This window comes from Azospirillum sp. A26 (assembly GCF_042604635.1).
GTDB classification, from domain to species: domain Bacteria; phylum Pseudomonadota; class Alphaproteobacteria; order Azospirillales; family Azospirillaceae; genus Azospirillum; species Azospirillum palustre.
This window is the reverse complement of sequence record NZ_CP170476.1, coordinates 771,490-788,685: the sequence shown is the minus strand read 5'-3', so window position 1 is coordinate 788,685 and position 17,196 is coordinate 771,490. Positions and strand designations below refer to the sequence as shown.

General features: G+C 68.6%; 12 protein-coding genes. 4 read left to right on the top strand and 8 right to left on the bottom strand.

Features of this window, described 5'->3' with window-relative positions:
• Positions 1 to 63 precede the first annotated feature (63 nt).
• Entirely contained in the window at positions 64 to 1,302 is a 1,239-nt protein-coding gene (locus ABNQ39_RS34515) for an MFS transporter (protein WP_376967016.1), read from the top strand.
• A 77-nt stretch (positions 1,303 to 1,379) separates the two neighbouring features.
• On the opposite strand, the gene ABNQ39_RS34510 is transcribed toward ABNQ39_RS34515, so the two are convergent.
• From ABNQ39_RS34510 to ABNQ39_RS34475, 8 genes are all read right to left on the bottom strand, one after another.
• On the bottom strand, positions 1,380 to 2,288 hold the full coding sequence (locus tag ABNQ39_RS34510) for an aldolase/citrate lyase family protein (RefSeq protein WP_376967014.1): 909 nt from the start codon (positions 2,286 to 2,288) through the stop codon (positions 1,380 to 1,382).
• Positions 2,285 to 3,160, bottom strand: coding sequence for an FAS1-like dehydratase domain-containing protein (locus tag ABNQ39_RS34505; protein ID WP_376967012.1), 876 nt, complete (start codon positions 3,158 to 3,160; stop codon positions 2,285 to 2,287). The genes ABNQ39_RS34510 and ABNQ39_RS34505 overlap by 4 nt, the downstream gene beginning before the upstream one ends.
• On the bottom strand, positions 3,157 to 4,671 hold the full coding sequence (locus ABNQ39_RS34500) for an FAD-binding oxidoreductase (protein ID WP_376967010.1): 1,515 nt from the start codon (positions 4,669 to 4,671) through the stop codon (positions 3,157 to 3,159). Before ABNQ39_RS34500 ends, ABNQ39_RS34505 begins: the two co-directional genes overlap by 4 nt.
• 29 nt (positions 4,672 to 4,700) lie before the next feature.
• On the bottom strand, positions 4,701 to 6,155 hold the full coding sequence (locus ABNQ39_RS34495) for an aldehyde dehydrogenase family protein (protein WP_376967008.1): 1,455 nt from the start codon (positions 6,153 to 6,155) through the stop codon (positions 4,701 to 4,703).
• Positions 6,156 to 6,217: 62 nt separating this feature from the next.
• Positions 6,218 to 7,201, bottom strand: coding sequence for a ketopantoate reductase family protein (locus ABNQ39_RS34490; RefSeq protein ID WP_376967006.1), 984 nt, complete (start codon positions 7,199 to 7,201; stop codon positions 6,218 to 6,220).
• 19 nt (positions 7,202 to 7,220) lie between these two features.
• A complete protein-coding gene (locus ABNQ39_RS34485; protein ID WP_376967190.1) occupies positions 7,221 to 9,011 on the bottom strand; it encodes a TRAP transporter large permease in 1,791 nt (596 codons plus the stop codon).
• A gap of 169 nt (positions 9,012 to 9,180) precedes the next feature.
• A complete protein-coding gene (locus ABNQ39_RS34480; RefSeq protein ID WP_376967004.1) occupies positions 9,181 to 9,828 on the bottom strand; it encodes a TRAP transporter small permease subunit in 648 nt (215 codons plus the stop codon).
• Between the two features lie 113 nt (positions 9,829 to 9,941).
• Positions 9,942 to 11,027, bottom strand: a complete 1,086-nt coding sequence (locus ABNQ39_RS34475; protein ID WP_376967002.1) for a TRAP transporter substrate-binding protein — start codon at positions 11,025 to 11,027, stop codon at positions 9,942 to 9,944.
• A gap of 508 nt (positions 11,028 to 11,535) precedes the next feature.
• Between ABNQ39_RS34475 and ABNQ39_RS34470 the strand changes: the two genes are divergently transcribed.
• From ABNQ39_RS34470 to ABNQ39_RS34460, 3 genes are all read left to right on the top strand, one after another.
• Positions 11,536 to 14,220, top strand: a complete 2,685-nt coding sequence (locus ABNQ39_RS34470) for a 2-oxoglutarate dehydrogenase E1 component (protein ID WP_376967000.1) — start codon at positions 11,536 to 11,538, stop codon at positions 14,218 to 14,220.
• 87 nt (positions 14,221 to 14,307) lie between these two features.
• Complete coding sequence (locus ABNQ39_RS34465; RefSeq protein WP_376966998.1) at positions 14,308 to 16,011, top strand: acyl-CoA dehydrogenase family protein; 1,704 nt, start codon at positions 14,308 to 14,310, stop codon at positions 16,009 to 16,011.
• A 102-nt stretch (positions 16,012 to 16,113) separates the two neighbouring features.
• Positions 16,114 to 17,073 carry a LysR family transcriptional regulator gene (locus ABNQ39_RS34460; protein ID WP_376966996.1) on the top strand — a complete coding sequence of 320 codons (960 nt, stop codon included), beginning with the start codon at positions 16,114 to 16,116 and terminating at the stop codon, positions 17,071 to 17,073.
• The last annotated feature ends 123 nt before the right edge of the window (positions 17,074 to 17,196 follow it).

Genomic DNA, 17,196 nt, shown 5'->3' with positions numbered 1-17,196 from the left:
GGATTTCTCTTCGTGCAAGTGGTCTCGATATGAAACCAGATTGGCTGCACGAACGGGATCGCCATGCAGAGCGCAAGGGAATCATTGAGACGACACCGGCCGGATGGTGGGCTATCAAGAGGTACGACGCTGATCTTTGCCATTGCCGCCGGCATCAGCGTGGCGAATGTCTATCTCGCCCAGCCATTGCTCGACGCGATCGCGAGGGATTTTGGAATTTCGCCCGCTGCGGTTGGACTTGTCGTGACGCTGACCCAGGTCGGCTATGCGCTGGGGCTGATCTTCATCGTTCCGCTTGGGGATATAGTTGACAGCCGTCGGCTTGTCATTGGGCAAGGGTTTTTGTCGGTCGTCGCGCTGGTCGCCGTTGCGACAGCGAAAACCGACTGGGTTCTATTCACCGGCCTTGCCGCGATGGGTCTGCTCGCCGTTGTGGTACAGGTTCTGGTTGCCTTTGCCGCGACGCTGGCAGCGCCTGCCGAACGGGGCAAGGCAGTCGGCACAGTGACAAGCGGCGTCGTCATCGGCATCCTCGCCGCCCGCTTTGTCGCCGGACTGCTCGCCGATGTCGGTGGCTGGCGGGCGGTCTATCTGACATCGGCCGTCCTGATGGCTGCCATGGTCGGGCTGCTGACGCGCGTTCTGCCGCGAAATCCACTGCCGGGCAGCACCGACAGCTACGCAGAGGCACTGCGCTCCATCCCCTCCCTGTTTCTTCGTGACCGGGTTCTGCTGGTGCGCGGTCTTCTCGCTCTGCTGATTTTCGCGACCTTCAGCACATTCTGGACAAGTTTGGTTCTGCCGCTCAGCATGGCTCCTTTCACCTATTCGCACACGCAGATCGGGCTGTTCGGTCTGGTCGGTCTGGCAGGAGTGGCAGCCGCGACAGGTGCGGGACGCCTCGCGGACCGCGGTCTCGGCCAATGGACGACGGCACTGTCTCTCACGCTCCTGCTGCTGTCGTGGGGGCTGATCGCGTTTCTGCCGTCGTCGATTCCGCTTCTGCTGATCGGCGTCGTCCTGCTCGATCTTGCCGTGCAGGCGGTCCATGTCACCAACCAGAGCATCATCGTCGCTCGCCACCCGACGGCACGCAGCCGTCTCGTCGGCGGATACATGGTTTTCTACTCGATCGGCAGTGCCATCGGAGCGAGTACCGCGACCATGGTCTACGCCCATGCCGGCTGGCACGGCGTTTCCATGCTGGGAGCGGCATTCAGTGCAGCCGCGATGGTGATTTGGGCTGGTGCGCACCACTTGTCGGCCGGTAGCGAAGCGACGGAATGCGCCAACGGACCCTGAGCTTCTGGTTTGCCGACTTCACCCTCTTTTGCACGTGGAACACCGCCGTCGCCAGGCGTTTTCTGTCGAAAGGATTTTTATGGAAGGCGATCCTCTTGCGGCCGGGTTGCACATGTGGCGCGGGACAGGATGCGGCGGGCCTTGCGCGCCATCGCTTCGTCGATCATGCGGCCATCGACCACCGCGACGCCCTTTGCACTTTCAGCCAGGATGCGGCGGGCTTGGGCGATCTCGGCTTCGGTCGGGGTGAATGTCGCGGTGATGGTGGATATCTGGCCGGGATGGATCGCCGCCTTGGCGCCGAAGCCCAGCGCCAGGGCAGATGCCGCTTCCCGTTGCAACCCGGCGCTGTCCGTCAGATCGAAGAAGGGGGAATCCACCGCTTCGATGCCCGCAAGCGCTGCGGCGTTGATCAGCCGGGACCGAGCCGACAGAAGCGGCTCCCACGCGGTGGCGCAGCCCAGATCGGCGGACAGGTCGGCGGCACCGAAGAACAGGGCGGCCAGCCGGGGCGATGCGCGGGCGATCTCCTCCACCGCCGCGATACCGGGGGCGGACTCGATCAGCGCCACCAGCGGCAGGGGCCTGCCCGCTCCGCTCAGAAGCGTGTCGATCCAGCGGATCGTCTCGGGACTGTCGACCTTCGGCACGATGACGAAATCCGGGCCACCGCCTTGCGGGCGGCGCATCAGGGCCAGCAGATCCTCCAACCCCTCCGGCGTCACCGGCGCGTTGATGCGCAGCGCCCGCAGGATCGGCGCGGCGGGTGCCGCCGCCAGGGCTGTCAATGCCGCATCGCGCGCCATCGCCTTGTCGGCAGGCGGCACGGCGTCCTCCAGATCGACGATCAGGACATCGGCACCGGACCTGGCGGCACGGTCGAAGCGGTCCGGGCGCGTCGCCGGGGTGAACAGCCAGCTGCGCCGGGGCTGTTCGCTGGACAATCCTCCGTCCCGAACCGGGTCATTCACGGGGTGTCCGCTCATGGCCTGTCTGCTCCCGGCGTGACCGCGAATTCGGCCGTCATGGCGACCTGACCGTCCGGACCGACCGCCCATCCGGCGATCTCGCCATCCCCCCTGTCCGCCGCGTTCAGCGTGAAGGGTGCGGTGTCGAACAGCGGCCGGCGGGCGCGGAAGCGGAAACCGGCGACCCGCCGGCCATCGGACTCGCCGCCAAGGTTGCGCAACACCAGATCCATCAGCAGCGTCGCCGTCAGCGGTCCATGTACCACCAGCCCCGGATAGCCTTCCGCCTCGCGGCAGTAGGGACGGTCGTAATGGATGCGGTGGCCGTTGAAGGTCAGGGCGGAATAGCGGAACAGCAGCACCGGATCGGGGGTGACGCTGCGGCTCCAGTCGGCCGTGGGCAGGGGATCGGCGGATGCGGGGGGCGGCGCCTCGCCCGGCCTGGCGACCTCGCGGTAGACGATGTCCTGCTTTTCGCGGATGGCGACACCGGCATCAGTCGCGATTTCGTGCACCACGCTGACGAACACCATTTCGCCCGACCGGCCGGCCTTGCGCTCCACCGCTTCGATGGTGGAGGTGCGGCGCATCTCCGCACCGATGGGGATCGGCGCCAGGAAGCGCATGTCGCTGCCGGCCCACATCCGGCGCGGCAGCGGCACCGGCGGCAGGAAACCGCCCTTGTGCGGGTGGCCGTCCTCGCCGATGTCCCGCTGCGGCGCGTTGGGGAGGAAATGCAGCCAATGGCCGAGCGGCGGCAGCTCCCCCGCCGACCAGGGCGGGGTGTCGTGGTCCAGCGTCGCCGCCAGCCCGGCCAGCGGTGCGGCGATGGCGGTGTCCGTCCGCATCTCCACCCGGCCGATCCAGTCCTTCAGAGTGTCGAAGGTCATGGCGCCACCTTGGAGGTCACCTCGGGGGCCACCTCGGAGGAATGCAGGATCTTGCCCGGATTCATGAGGTTGTGCGGATCGAAGGCACGCTTCAGCGTCGCCATCATTTCCAGTTCGACCGGCGATTTGTAGCGCGGCATCTCGTCGATGCGCAGGCGGCCGATGCCATGCTCGGCCGAGATCGACCCGCCGAGATCGACGACGATGTCGTGGACGATGGCGTTGACCGTCGCCAGCTTCGCCCGCCATTCGGCCGGGTCGCCGTCCTCCGCCTGGATCGGGTTGTAATGGATGTTGCCGTCGCCGAGATGGCCGAAGGAGAAGGGGCGGATGCCCGGACAGGCCCGCTCCAACGCCGCGTCGGTGCGGTCGAGGAAGCGCGCGACGCGGGAGATCGGTACGGAAACATCGTGCTTGAACGACACGCCCTCGCGCTTCTGGCCTTCCGGGATGCCTTCGCGGATGCGCCACAGCGAATCGGCCTGGGCCTTCGATGCGGCGACCACGCCGTCCAGAACCTCGCCGGCCTCCATGCCCGCCTCCAGGATGCCCTCCAGCATCTCGGCCAGCCGGTTGCCGGAATCCTGGTCGGCCAGCTCCACCAGCACGTACCAGGGATAGCGGTCGCGCAGGGGATCGGGCACGTCCGGCACATGGCGGCGGGCCACGTCGATGCAGGCGCGCTGGATCAGCTCGAAGGTGACGATGCGGTCGCCGGCCACGCCCTTGGCGCGGGTCAGCAGATCGACGGCGTCGCTGGGGGCCGACACGGCGACCAGGGCGGTGGCGGTGGCGCGCGGCAGCGGCGACAGCTTCAGCACTGCGGCGGTGACGATGCCCAGCGTGCCTTCGGATCCGATGAAGATCTGTTTCAGGTCGTAGCCGGCATTGTCCTTGCGGAGGCCACGCAGCCCGTCCCAGATCCGGCCGTCGGGCAGCACCACCTCCAGCCCGGCCACGAGGTTGCGCATGTTGCCGTAGCGCACGACCTGGACGCCGCCGGCATTGGTCGCGATGTTGCCGCCGATCTGGCACGACCCTTCGGCGGCAAGGCTCATCGGGAACAGCCGGCCGACGTCGCGCGCCGCGCTCTGGATGTTGGCGAGGATGCAGCCGGCCTCCACCGTCATCGTGTCGTTGTCGATGTCGATTTCGCGGATGCGGTTCAGCCGGTTGGTGGAGATGACGATCTCCGATCCGTCGGCATGCGGCTGGCTGGCCCCGGTCAGGCCGGTGTTGCCGCCCTGGGGCACGATCGGCGTGCGGGTTTCGGCGCAGATGCGGACCACGGCGGCGAGCGCCTCGGTGCTGTCGGGAAGCACCACGGCAGGTGACCGGCCGACCCAGCCGTCGCGCCAGGATTCCATGAAGGGCTTCATGGTTTCGGCGTCGGTGATCAGGCCGCGGTCGCCGACGATGGCGCGGATGGGGGCGAGCACGGCCGTCTCGAAGTCCGGCCGGAGGGTGGCTTGCCCGGTGGTCGGCCCGCTGGTCTGGATGTCGTTCGGCAAGGGAGCTCTCCCTGGGCTTCGGGCCTGCGTCACAGCGCGCGGTAGGCCGTCTTGATGATGGTGTAGAATTCGATGGCCGACCGTCCCTGCTCGCGTGGGCCGTAGCTCGACATCTTCCGCCCGCCGAAGGGGACATGGTAGTCGACGCCCGCCGTCGGCAGGTTCAGCATGGTCATGCCGGCCTGGATGTTGGCCTGGAAATGGCGGGCGTGCTTCATCGAGTTGGTGATGATCCCCGACGACAGGCCATAGTCGGTGTCGTTGGCGACGGCCAGCGCCTCCTCGTAATCCTTGACGCGGATGACGCTGGCGACCGGGCCGAACACCTCTTCGCGGTTGATGGTCATGGCGTTGCCGGTTTCGGTGAACAGCGTCGGTGCCAGGAAGTGCCCGCGCGTCGGCCGCTCCAGCCGCGCGCCGCCGGACGCCAGCCGGGCGCCCTCGTTCAGGCCGGTATCGATGTAGTGCAGGTTCTTGGTCAGCTGGAACTCGTCGATCACCGGACCGATCTGGGTTTCCGGCAGAAGGGCGTGGCCGATGCGCAGGGCCGCCATCCGCTCGACCATCGCGGCGACGAAGGCGTCGTGGATGCTGTCCTCGACGATGAAGCGGCCGGTGGCGGTGCAGCGCTGTCCGGCATGGAAATAGGCGCTGTTGACGCCGATCTCGGCGGCGCGCTCCGGGTCGGCGTCGCCCAGCACCACCAGCGGGTTCTGGCCGCCCAGTTCGAGCTGGACGCGGATCATGCGTTCGGCGCAGCGCACGGCGATGCGCCGTCCGGTGTTGACGGACCCGGTGAAGGACACCGCGTCCACCGCATCGACCACCGCGGCGCCGACCTTCGGACCGGCGCCGATCACCAGATTGAACAGGCCGGCCGGCATGCCGTGCGCTTCCAGCGCCGCCGCGATGATGCGGGTGACGGCGATGGAGATGCCGGGGGTCTTTTCCGACGGCTTCCAGATCACCGCGTTGCCGAAGGCGAGCGCCGGGGCGATCTTCCACATCGGCGTGGCGACCGGGAAATTCCAGGGCGTCACCAGACCGATGACGCCGACCGGCTCGCGCGTCACGTCCACCTCGACCCCCGGACGCACCGAGCCCAGCGTCTCGCCCGGCGCCCGCAACGCCTCGGCGGAGAAGAAGCGGGCGAGATGGGCGGCGCGGACGATCTCGCCCAGCGCGTCGGGGATGGTCTTGCCGCCCTCGGTCGCGGCGATCCGCGCCAGCTCGTCCTTGCCGTCGAACAACGCGCGGGAGATGGCGTCGAGCACCAGGGAGCGCTGCTCCACCGTCGCGGCGCGCCACTGCGGCTGGGCGCTGCGGGCGGCGGCCACGGCTTCGGCCACGTCGTCGGCGGTCGCCAACGTGTAGGAGCCGGCTAGCTCGTCCAGGTCCGACGGATTGAAGATGTCGAGCCGGTCGTGGCCCGGCCGCCAGGTTCCGGCGATGAAGTTGGTGTTTTGACTGATGTCGGAAGGCATGTAGGGTCTTCTCCGGAAATCCGTTCGGTCTAGGGGGCGGCGGCCTTGAGGCAGCTCTTGGCTCAGCCGGCGCGGGCCGCCCGCTCCTTCAGGGCGGTCAGCGCCCACAGCGTTTCGATGGTCGGCACCGGCACGCCGCGGCGGCGGGCCAGTTCGAGGACGGCGGTCACGATGGGGTCGATCTCCATGCTGCGCCCGGCTTCGAAATCCTGCAGCATCGACGGCTTGTGCCCTGGAACGCCGCTGCCGCGGCCGAGCCGCTCGTCGACGTCGTCGGGCAGGTCGATGCCCCAGGCGCGGGCCACGGCCAGGCATTCGCGCATCAGCCGGCCCTGGACGGCGGCCATGCCGGGTGCCTGCTCCATGGCGCCCATGGTGGCGCCGGTCAGCACGCTGGTCGGGCCGACCGCCATGTTGAGCATCAGCTTGCTCCACAGCGGGATGCGGATGTCGGCGGGCAGCCGGGCGGTGGCGCCGGCGGCGTTGAAGGCGCCGGCCAGTGCCGCCAGCTTTTCGGCATGGTCGCCGGGACGCGGCGCCCCGAAGGCCAGCACCGGCATGGCGCTGTGGGCGACGATGCCCGGCTCGACAATGCGGGCGGGCAGCACCTCGATCACGCAGGCGGCGACGCTTTCCGGCCCGATGGCCGCCCACAGGGCGCCGCCGGGATCGACCACCTCCAGCGGTTCCGCCGTCACGTCGTCCCCGGCGCCGTACAGATACCACCAGGGGATGCCGTTCTGCGCCGCCACCACCAGCGTCTCCGGGCCGCAGAGCGCCGGGAAGGACGGGGCCAACGCCGGCAATCCGTGCCCCTTGACCGTGACGATCGCCATGTCCTGATGGCCGAGGTCGCCGGCGTCGTCGCTGGCCCGTGGCCGGCTGCTGAGCGTGCCCGTCGGCGTCTGGACGGTCAGGCCGCGCTCGCGGATCGCCGCCAGATGGGCGCCGCGCGCCAGCAGCGACACGTCGTGCCGGCCGGTCGCGGCCAAGTACCCCGCCAGCGCGCCGCCCACGGCGCCGGCCCCTACGACGGCGATGCGCATGTCGTCTTCCCTTCCTGTCTCACTTGAATTCCAGCGGCGGCAGCTCGTTGTCCATACCGCTGCCCAGGCCCTGGAACTGCTCCTCGATCTGCTTGTCGTCCAGTTTGACCGCGGCCGACTTGTAATGCATGACCATCTGCGGGAAGGCGATCACCAGCGCCACCATCACCAGCTGGATGACGACGAAGGGCACGGCTCCCCAGTAGATCTGGCTGGTCAGGACCGGCGCCGTCTCCTTCTTCGTCACGCGGTCGATGTAGGGCAGTTTCGGCGCCACCGAGCGCAGGAAGAACAGCGAGAAGCCGAAGGGCGGGTGCATGAAGCTGGTCTGCATGTTCACCGCCAGGATGATGCCGAACCACACCAGATCGATGCCCAGCCGGTCGGCGGCCGGAGCCAGCAGCGGGATGACGATGAAGGCCAGCTCGAAGAAGTCGAGGAAGAAGGCGAGCAGGAACACCATCACGCTGACGGCGATCAGGAAGCCCATCTGGCCGCCCGGCAGGGAGACCATCAGCTCCTCGACCCAGACATGGCCGTTGACGCCGTAGAAGGTCAGCGAGAACACCCGCGCCCCGATCAGGATGAACAGCACGAAGGAAGCCAGCTTCGCGGTCGAGTAGGTGGCCTGACGCACCATGTCGAAGCTCAGCCGCTTCTTCATCGCCGCCAGCGCCAGCGCGCCGACGGCACCCATGGCGCCGCCCTCCGTCGGGGTGGCGAGACCGATGAAGATGGTGCCGAGCACCAGGAAGATCAGCGCCAGCGGCGGCACCATCACGAAGGTCGCCTGCTCCGCCATCCGGGAGATCAGCCGCCGGCCGCTGGTCCGCTCCACCAGCGCCACGGCCAGGGCGTAGAGTGCACCGGCCGCGACGGAATCGCCCAGCAGTGCCAGCGTGGTCGAACCGTTCAGCGTCAGCCATGCGGCTCCCGCCGTCAGCACCGCCGTCACCACGGCTTGCAGCGCCAGACGCTGCGCACCGAAGGTCCGGTTGAAGGTGGCGGCCAGGAAGGCCACCGTCACCGCCACCGACAGCAGCAGCACGACATAATCGGCGCCGGACTTCACCCCGGTTCGCCCCATCACCCAATAGGCGACGGCGCCCGAGAACAGCGCCAGCAGGCCGAGCTGCCAGACGCCGCGCGCACCGTTGGGCTCGCGGTAGGCGATGGCTTCCGGCGGCAGGCCGGGGGCGGCCTTGGGCCAGATCAGCGAGACTACGAAGACGTAGAGGGCGTACAGGCCAGACAGCAGCAGGCCGGGGATGAAGGCGGCCTCGTACATGTCGCCGACGGAGCGGCCGAGCTGGTCGGCCATCACGATCAGCACCAGGGACGGGGGGATGATCTGGGCCAGCGTGCCGGACGCGGCGATGATGCCCGACGCCAGACGGCGGTCGTAGCCGTAGCGCAGCATGATCGGCAGCGAAATCAGCCCCATGGAGATCACCGAGGCGGCGACCACGCCGGTCGTCGCCGCCAGCAGCGCGCCGACGAAGATGACGGCATAGGCGAGGCCGCCGCGGATCGAACCGAACAGCTGCCCGATGGTGTCGAGCAGATCCTCGGCCATTCCCGAACGCTCCAGCACCAGCCCCATGAAGGTGAAGAAGGGCACGGCCAGCAGCACGTCGTTGTTCATCGTGCCGTAGATGCGCTCCGGCAGCGCCTGGAACAGGTCGGGGCGGAACAGGCCGAGTTCGATGCCGATCAGGCCGAACAGCAGACCGTTGGCGGCCAGCGCGAAGGCGACCGGATAGCCCAGCAGCAGCATGACCACCAGCACGCCGAACATGATCGGCGCCATGTTGTGGCCGAACCAGCCGCGCCAGCCGTCCTGTTCGGCGAGCGCGCCGGCGCCCGGCACCGGAAGCACGTAGAGCGCCACGGCGACGGCGGCCAGCAGCAGCAGGGAGATGACGGACAGCCGGACGGTGCGCGGCGACAGGGAGGGGGAGGTCGTGCTCATCGCGCGTCTACCGGCTGGGAATGGTGTCGGGAGGGGTGGCCCGCTCGCGCTCGGCGGCGAGCAGCCGCTCGGCCTCGGCCTCGGCGGCCGCCTGATGGCCTCCGGCCCGCTGGGTTCCATCCTCCAGATGGCCGGCCATGATGGCAGCGCGCTTGGCCAGCTCCGACAGGCCCTGGACGAACAGCACGGTGAAGCCCAGCGGAATCAGCAGCTTCGCCGGCCATTGCGGCAGGCCGCCGGCGTTCATCGACTGTTCCTCGATGGCGTAGGAGGCGAGCGCGAAGGGCCAGGAGGTGATCATCATCACGAAGCTGAAGGGCAGCAGGAAAGCGATATGGCCGAACAGGTCGATGCCGTCGCGCGCGCGCTTCGTCAGCATCGCGTTGACGATGTCGATGCGGATGTGCTCGTCCTCCCGCAACGTCCAGGGCGAGCAGAGCAGGAACACCGCGGCGAACAGCACCCATTGCAGTTCCAGCCACGAGTTGGAACTGACGTCGAACAGCTTGCGGATCACGGCGTTGACCGCCGAAACCAGGATCGCCAGCAGGATCAGCCAGGATATCGCCTTGCCCAGCCGCGCGGTGACCGCGTCGACCAGCCGGCAGACCCCGACCAGGGCCGTCATCAGGGGGGAGGGGGATGGGCTCGTCATGGTGGCAACTTCTCCCGGAGGGCCGGCGGCGAAGGCCGCAACGGTGCCGGGACCGGATGCGGCAACGTCGGCATCCGGTCCCGGCTTGGGATATCGCGAGGAATGGCGGCCGATCAGCGCCGCGTCAGGCGGAGGGTCGCGCTGTCATAGGCATATTCCGAAGCCTGCAACCAAAGATTCGAATCGTTCTGGAAGCGGCGGTAGCTCTCGTAGAACTTCTTGAAGGCCGGGTTCTTGTCCGACAGCTCGTCGTAAAGCTCCATCGCCGCCTTGTGGCTGGCCTGCAGCACGTCCTGCGGGAAGGCGCGCAGCTTGGCGCCATTGGCGACCACGCGCTTCAGCGCGGCCGGGTTCAGCACGTCGTAGCGCGCCACGCTGTCGATGTTCGCCAGCGCCGCCGCCGCCGTCATCGCCGCCTGATAATGCTTCGGCAGGTCGTTCCAGCGCTTGGTGTTGATGAAGAAATGCTGGAGCGAGGTGCCGTCCCACCAGCCCGGATAGTAATAGTTGGGCGCGATTTTGTAGAGCCCGAGCTTCTCGTCGTCATAGGGGCCGTTGAACTCGGCGGCGTCGATGGTGCCGCGTTCCAGCGCCGGATAGATGTCGCCGCCGCCGACCTGCTGCGCCACCACGCCGAGCTTGGCCAGGATCTGGCCGCCCAGGCCGGAGATGCGGAACTTCAGCCCCTTCAGGTCTTCGACGCTCTTGATCTCGTTGCGGAACCAGCCGCCCATCTGCGCGCCGGTGTTGCCGCCGGCCAGCGCCTTGAGATTGTAGCCGGCGTAGAACTCCTCCAGCAGCTTGCCGCCTTCGCCATGGTAGAACCAGGCGTTCTGCTGGCGGGTGTTCAGCCCGAAGGGCAGGCAGCAGCCGAAGGCGAAGGCCGGATCCTTGCCGACATAGTAGTAGGACGCGGTGTGGCACATCTCGACCGTGTCGTTGCTGGCGGCATCCAGCGCCTGGAGCGCCGGGACCACCTCGCCGGCGGCGAAGACCTGGATCTGGAACTTGCCGTCGGTGGCCTCGGCGACGTTCTTCGCCATCACCTCGGCGCTGCCATAGAGCACGTCGATGTTCTTCGGGAAGCTGGACACGCAGCGCCAGCGGATCGTCGGCTCCGACTGCGCGATGGCCGGAGCCGCAAGCGTGGAGGCACCGGCGGCGACGGCGGCACCCTTGAAGAATTGACGGCGCTTCATGCTGTTGTTCCTCCCGAAGTTCTTGTTGTGTGACGGCACGATGAGGGCTGATCGTTCACGACCGCTTTTCCCGGCAAGACATCCATCGAAATGCGGAAGAGCGGATGGAAATCGTGGCTTGCGGCGTCTGGCGGCGGGTGCGACGTCTCCTTGCTCGCGGTGTCCGGGGAATTGGCGGCGGCTGGTCCCGGGGGCGATGGTGACTGTCCGGGAATGGACGGGTCGATGTGGTGACCCTGACAGTGGAGCAACCGTCCGCACAGAGGAATGTGTTTCGTGGGCATACCAGCCATAAGCTGGGCAAGCCATCAGTCACACGAACCGTTTCCGCCGGGCCCCGCAGCCCCCCGCGAAACCGGGGTAAATGCTGACGGTTTGCTATGCCCGCAATGAATATCTGTTACAGGCACGCCATGCGCTCCGCGATGCGAGGCTGACCGGTAGTCTGTGGGGAACTGTTCCCAATGCCTCAAACGACGGATGTTCAACCGCATGAACGGTAAGCGCCATGTCTAGGCCGTCCTCTCCGCTCAACGCCGCCGGGGCCGCCTATCTCGAAGCGTTGCAGGAGCGCTTCCGCGACGATCCCGCATCGGTGGATGTGAGCTGGCGCGCTGTCTTCCAGATCCTGGACGAGCTGGGCGCGCTCGCTCCGGACGCGATGGCATCCGGTGCTTCGGCGTCCGGTGGGCCTGCATCCGGGCCGCTGTCGCTCAAGCACGAGGAAATCCGCCAGCGCGGCCATGCCGCCGCCGCCCTCGATCCGCTGGGCCGCGCCGCGCCTTCCGCCGAACTGGCGTCCGGGGATGCGGAGACCATCAGGCTGCGCCGGCTCTATCAGGGCACGCTGACGCTGGAAACCGCCCACATCGACGATCCGGCCCTGCGGTCCTGGCTGCGCGACGCCTATGAGGGAGCGGCTGCCGTCCCGCCGGCCGAGGCCCGGCGCCGGGCGCTGTCGCTGCTGAGCGCGGCGGAGGAGTTCGAAAGGCTGCTCGGCACCCGCTACCCGACGAAGAAGCGCTTCGGCGCGGAGGGGATGGAGACGCTGATTCCGCTGCTGGACCGCATCCTCGCGGCGGCGGCAGCGGCGGGCGTCACCGAAGTGCAGGTCGGGACCATGCATCGCGGCCGGCTCAGCCTGATGGCCAACGTGCTGGGCAAGCCTCTGGTCGAGCTGTTCGCCGGGATCAAGGGCATGCATCCCTTCCAGGCCGACCCGCCGGTCCCCGCCGACGTCCCCTATCACATGGGGGTGGAAAGCAGCCTGTCCTTCGGCGACGGCACGCTGGCGCTGACCCTGTCCCCCAACCCGTCTCATCTGGAGGCGATCAATCCGGTCACTCTGGGCCGTGCGCGGGCGCGTCAGGATCTGGTCCGGGAGCAGGGTGGCGAGGCGCGCCGGGTGCTGTGCGTGCTGCTGCACACCGACGCCAGCGTGATCGGCCAGGGCAGCGTGACCGAAGCGCTGCAACTGTCCGGCGTCGCCGGCTTCACCGTCGCCGGCACCATCCATGTCATCGTCAACAACCAGATCGGCTTCACCACCGACCGCGACGAAGCGCGGACCTCGCTCCATTGCACCGGGCTGTGGAAGGCGGTGGACAGCCCCATCCTGCACGTCAACGCCGACGATCCGGACGCGGCGCTGCGGGCCGCCGACCTCGCGGTCGCCTTCCGGCAGACGCACGGGCGCGATGCGGTGATCGACCTCGTCGGCTACCGCCGCAACGGTCACAACGAGATCGACGAGCCGCGCTTCACCCAGCCGCTGGATTACGCGGCCATCGACGCCCACCCGCCCGTCCGCGCGCTCTATGCCGGGCGTCTGGCCGCCGAAGGGGCGGTTGGGGAGGGCGATGTCGAGGCGCTCGCCGCCGGTCACAAGGCCCGCTTCCAGGAGGCGTTGGCTGCCGCCGCCGATCACCGTCCGAACCATGACGGCTTCCCCGGCGGACGCTGGGCGCCGTTCGCTTCCGGCGGGCCTGCTGCCGTCGAACCGGACACCGGCATCGGCCCCGACCGGCTGCGGGCTCTGCTGGCGGCGCTGGCCGCCATTCCGGATGGCCTGACCGTCGACCGCAAGGTGGAGCGCGTCATCCGCCGCCGCGCCGAGGAGCCGCTGGACTGGGCGACCGGCGAGGCGCTGGCCTTCGCCACGCTGCTGGCCGACGGGGTGCCGGTGCGGCTGACCGGTCAGGACGTGGTGCGCGGCGCCTTCTCCCACCGGCATTTCGCCCTGACCGATGCCGTCACCGGCAAGCGCCATGTCAGCCTGAACCATCTGGGCGTCGCCCAGGCCCGCTTCGACGTGGTCAACAGCCCGCTGTCGGAATATGCCGTGCTCGGCTTCGAATACGGCTACAGCCTGGAACGGCCCGACGCGCTGGTGATCTGGGAGGCGCAGTTCGGCGATTTCGCCAACGGCGCCCAGATCCTGATCGACCAGTTCATCGTCAGCGCGGAGGACAAATGGCGCCAGCCCTCCGGCCTCGTCATCCTGTTGCCGCACGGTCTGGAAGGGCAGGGGCCGGAACATTCCTCCGCCCGGCCGGAACGCTTCCTCCAGATGGCGGCGCGCGACAACATCCGCATCGCGCATCCGTCCACCCCGGCGAACTATTTCCACCTGCTGCGCCGGCAGATGCTGCGGCGCGACCGCAAGCCGCTGGTGGTGCTGAGCCCAAAGACCCTGCTGCGCCTGCCGTCGGCGGTGTCGCCTCTGGCCGATGTCGCGCCCGGCACCGGATTCCAGCCGGTCGTCGTCACCGCCGGCGAGCGTGTCGGCCGCATCCTGCTGTGCAGCGGCAAGCTGGCTTACGAGCTGGAGCGGGAGCGGGCCGCCCTGGACGCCGGGGATGTGGCGGTGGTGCGGCTGGAGATGCTGTATCCGCTGCCCGCGGCCGAACTGTCGGCCCTGTTCCGCCGGTGGCCGGAGGCGTCCTGCCTGTGGGTGCAGGAGGAGCCGGAAAATCTCGGCGCCTGGAGCTACCTCGACCGCCGGCTGGAGGCCTTGCGGGAGGCGGTCGGCTGTGCCGAGCCGCGCGTCGCCTGCGTGGCCCGTGCCGAAGCGGCCTCTCCCGCCGGCAGCTTCCACGGCGACCATGACGCCGACCAGCGTCGGCTGGTCGAGCAGGCCTTCGCCGGGCTCGCAGCCGCCCTGCCGTCCCGTGGACAAGCGGCGGCGGAGTGACGGGCCGTCCGTCCTCCGCGACGGTCGGACCCGACAGCAAACACCGCACAACGAACACCGTATAACGGACACTGGGGAAACGCGCCGATGTCTTCCAGCTTGACCACCGCCAGCCCGCCCGAAGCCTCTCCGCTTCTGCTCCCCGATCTCTTGCAGGCCACGGCCACGGCGCTCGACGCGGTGGCGCAGCTGGCCGAGGCGGCGGAGCGCGGCGTCGCGGCACTGGTGGCGCCGGATGGGCGGGTGGACGCCGCCCTGCTCGACCGCCATCAGGTGGCGGCGCATGGCTTCGCCTGGGTGGCGACCTATGCCGCGGCATTGCGCCAGATGCGGGGCTGGGCGGAACGGCTGGACCATGCCGGCCGGCTGGGCGAACTGGAAGCGGCGATGCTCCAGGCGGCGTTCGGCGAGTATCTGGCCCAGCTCGACGGCGGTCTGGCGATGAGCCAGGGCGAAATCGTCCGTCCGTCCGATTTCGGGCTGGGCGAGGCGGAGCGGGACGCCTTCCGCACCGAGGCGGTGCGCCGGCTGATCGCCGCCGGCAACGCCTCGGCCCTGCGGCTGCGCATCGCCGAGCTGCTGACCGATGCGCTGCATGGCGGCGGCTTCGGCGACGCGGCCCTGGAGGACGAGGCGCTGGACATGGTCCGCGACCAGTTCCGCCGTTTCGTCGCCGACGCGGTGGAGCCGCATGCCCATGACTGGCATCTGAAGGACGAGCTGATCCCGCTTCCCGTCATCGAGCGGATGGCGGACATGGGGGTGTTCGGCCTGACCGTGCCGGAGGAGGATGGCGGGCTGGGCATGGGCAAGCTCGCCATGTGCGTGGTGACGGAGGAGCTGTCGCGCGGGTACATCGGCGTCGGCTCCCTCGGCACGCGCGCGGAGATCGCGGCCGAACTGATCCGCATGGGCGGCACCGCCGAACAGCGGGCGCGCTGGCTGCCGCGCATCGCGTCCGGCGAGATCCTGCCGACCGCCGTTTTCACCGAGCCCAACACCGGGTCCGACCTGGGCAGCCTGCGCACCCGCGCGGTGCCGGACGGCGACCTCTATCGCGTCACCGGGGCGAAGACCTGGATCACCCATGGCAGCCGGTCGGATTTGATGACGCTGCTGGTGCGCACCGATCCGGACGCCCCCGGCTATCGCGGCCTGTCGATGCTGCTGGCCGAGAAGCAGCGCGGCACCGAGGCCGATCCCTTCCCGGCCGAGGGGATGAGCGGCGGCGAGATCCCGGTGCTGGGCTATCGCGGCATGAAGGAATACGAAATCGGCTTCGATGGCTTCGCCGTCCCCCGTGAAAACCTGCTGGGCGGCGTCGAGGGCCAAGGCTTCAAGCAGTTGATGGCGACCTTCGAATCCGCCCGCGTGCAGACCGCCGCCCGCGCCGTCGGCGTGGCGCAGAACGCCATGGAGCTGGGCCTGCGCTATGCCCAGGACCGCGTCCAGTTCGGCCGTCCGCTCGCCGCCTTCCCGCGCGTCGCCGGCAAGCTGGCCTGGATGGCGGTGGAAACGATGATCGCCCGCCAGCTGACCTATTTCGCCGCGCGGGAAAAGGACAGTGACCGCCGCTGTGACATCGAGGCCGGCATGGCGAAGCTGCTGGCCGCGCGTGTCGCCTGGTCGAACGCCGACAACTCGGTGCAGATCCACGGCGGCAACGGCTACGCCGTCGAATATCCGGTCAGCCGGGTGCTGTGCGATGCCCGTATCCTGAACATCTTCGAAGGCGCTGCGGAAATCCAGGCCCAGGTGGTCGCCCGTGGTTTGTTGTCACGCCGCAATTGAGGGGTGCCGGCCGGGCGGAACTGACCTGTCGCGACCACGCTTGTATCATACCGGCGTATTCGCTATCCGACGGGGAGGACTGAAAGGACAAGGCCGCCCGCGATGGAACTTCTGGAACTGCGCTATTTCGTTCAGGTGGCTGACCTTGGCAGCTTCTCCAAGGCCTCGGTCAAGCTGGGCATCACGCAGCCGGCGCTGAGCCGGCAGGTCCAGAAGCTGGAGCACGAGCTGCGCACCAGCCTGTTCTACCGTCACGGCCGCGGCGTCTCGCTGACCCAGCAGGGGCGCAAGCTCTACGACGTGGTGCGTCACCTGCTGGGCGCGCTCAGCGAGATCAAGGAGGAGATCCAGGACCAGTCGGAACGGCTGACCGGGACCGTCACGCTGGGGCTTCCGCCGTCGATCTGCGCCACGTTGGGCGCTCCGCTGGCCCGCCGCTTCCACGAGAACTATCCCGACGCGACCCTGCGCATCCACGAGGTGTTCAGCGGCACGCTGCTGGAATGGGTGGAGGGCGGGCGGCTGGACCTCGCCGTCCTCTACGACGCGCGGCGCGGGCGCAGCATGCTGTCGTCTCCCCTGCTGGTGGAAAGCTTGCAACTGGTCCAGTCGGCCAAGGACGCGGCGGCCGGCGACGACGGGCCGGTTGGGGTCGAGAGGCTGGCCGACCTGCATTTCGTGCTGCCCGGCCTGGAAAACGGCCTGCGCCGGGTGGTGGATGCGGCGGTGCGCCGGGCCGACATCGATCTTCAGGTCGATATGGAGATCGACTCCGTCACCGCCATCAAGCAGTTGGTGGAGGAGGGAATGGGATCGACCATCCTTCCCTTCGGCGCCGTCCACCGCGAGGTGCGCCAGGGCCGGCTGATCGCGCGCGAGATCGCGTCGAAGGACATGCACGCCATGCTGGTCACCGCGACGCCGCTGCATCAGCCGGTGTCGAAGGCGACCCGTGCCCTGCTGCGGCTGATCCATGTCGAAGTCGTCAAATGCGTCGCCAACGGCGTGCTCAAGGGCAAGGTCGTCGCTCCCGGCAGTGCCGGGGAGGACAGCGCGCTTTGACAAAGTCTCTTTAAGGCGCCCGGGGCCGTGCCCCGCCCCGTTATGCTTTGGCTGCTGATAGCAGTTATGACGGATGGTCCATAGCACGGCCGGTTCGGCGCGGATAGCCTCCCCCCATCACCA

What these genes read in the sequence shown, in the direction of transcription:
- ABNQ39_RS34515 (WP_376967016.1), top strand. Translation starts at nt 64, where the DNA reads ATGCAGAGCGCAAGGGAATCATTGAGACGACACCGGCCGGATGGTGGG.
- ABNQ39_RS34460 (WP_376966996.1), top strand. Translation starts at nt 16,114, where the DNA reads ATGGAACTTCTGGAACTGCGCTATTTCGTTCAGGTGGCTGACCTTGGC.
- ABNQ39_RS34475 (WP_376967002.1), bottom strand. Translation starts at nt 11,027, where the DNA reads ATGAAGCGCCGTCAATTCTTCAAGGGTGCCGCCGTCGCCGCCGGTGCC.
- ABNQ39_RS34485 (WP_376967190.1), bottom strand. Translation starts at nt 9,011, where the DNA reads ATGGCGCCGATCATGTTCGGCGTGCTGGTGGTCATGCTGCTGCTGGGC.
- ABNQ39_RS34480 (WP_376967004.1), bottom strand. Translation starts at nt 9,828, where the DNA reads ATGACGAGCCCATCCCCCTCCCCCCTGATGACGGCCCTGGTCGGGGTC.
- ABNQ39_RS34465 (WP_376966998.1), top strand. Translation starts at nt 14,308, where the DNA reads ATGTCTTCCAGCTTGACCACCGCCAGCCCGCCCGAAGCCTCTCCGCTT.
- ABNQ39_RS34470 (WP_376967000.1), top strand. Translation starts at nt 11,536, where the DNA reads ATGTCTAGGCCGTCCTCTCCGCTCAACGCCGCCGGGGCCGCCTATCTC.
- ABNQ39_RS34505 (WP_376967012.1), bottom strand. Translation starts at nt 3,160, where the DNA reads ATGACCTTCGACACTCTGAAGGACTGGATCGGCCGGGTGGAGATGCGG.
- ABNQ39_RS34495 (WP_376967008.1), bottom strand. Translation starts at nt 6,155, where the DNA reads ATGCCTTCCGACATCAGTCAAAACACCAACTTCATCGCCGGAACCTGG.
- ABNQ39_RS34490 (WP_376967006.1), bottom strand. Translation starts at nt 7,201, where the DNA reads ATGCGCATCGCCGTCGTAGGGGCCGGCGCCGTGGGCGGCGCGCTGGCG.
- ABNQ39_RS34510 (WP_376967014.1), bottom strand. Translation starts at nt 2,288, where the DNA reads ATGAGCGGACACCCCGTGAATGACCCGGTTCGGGACGGAGGATTGTCC.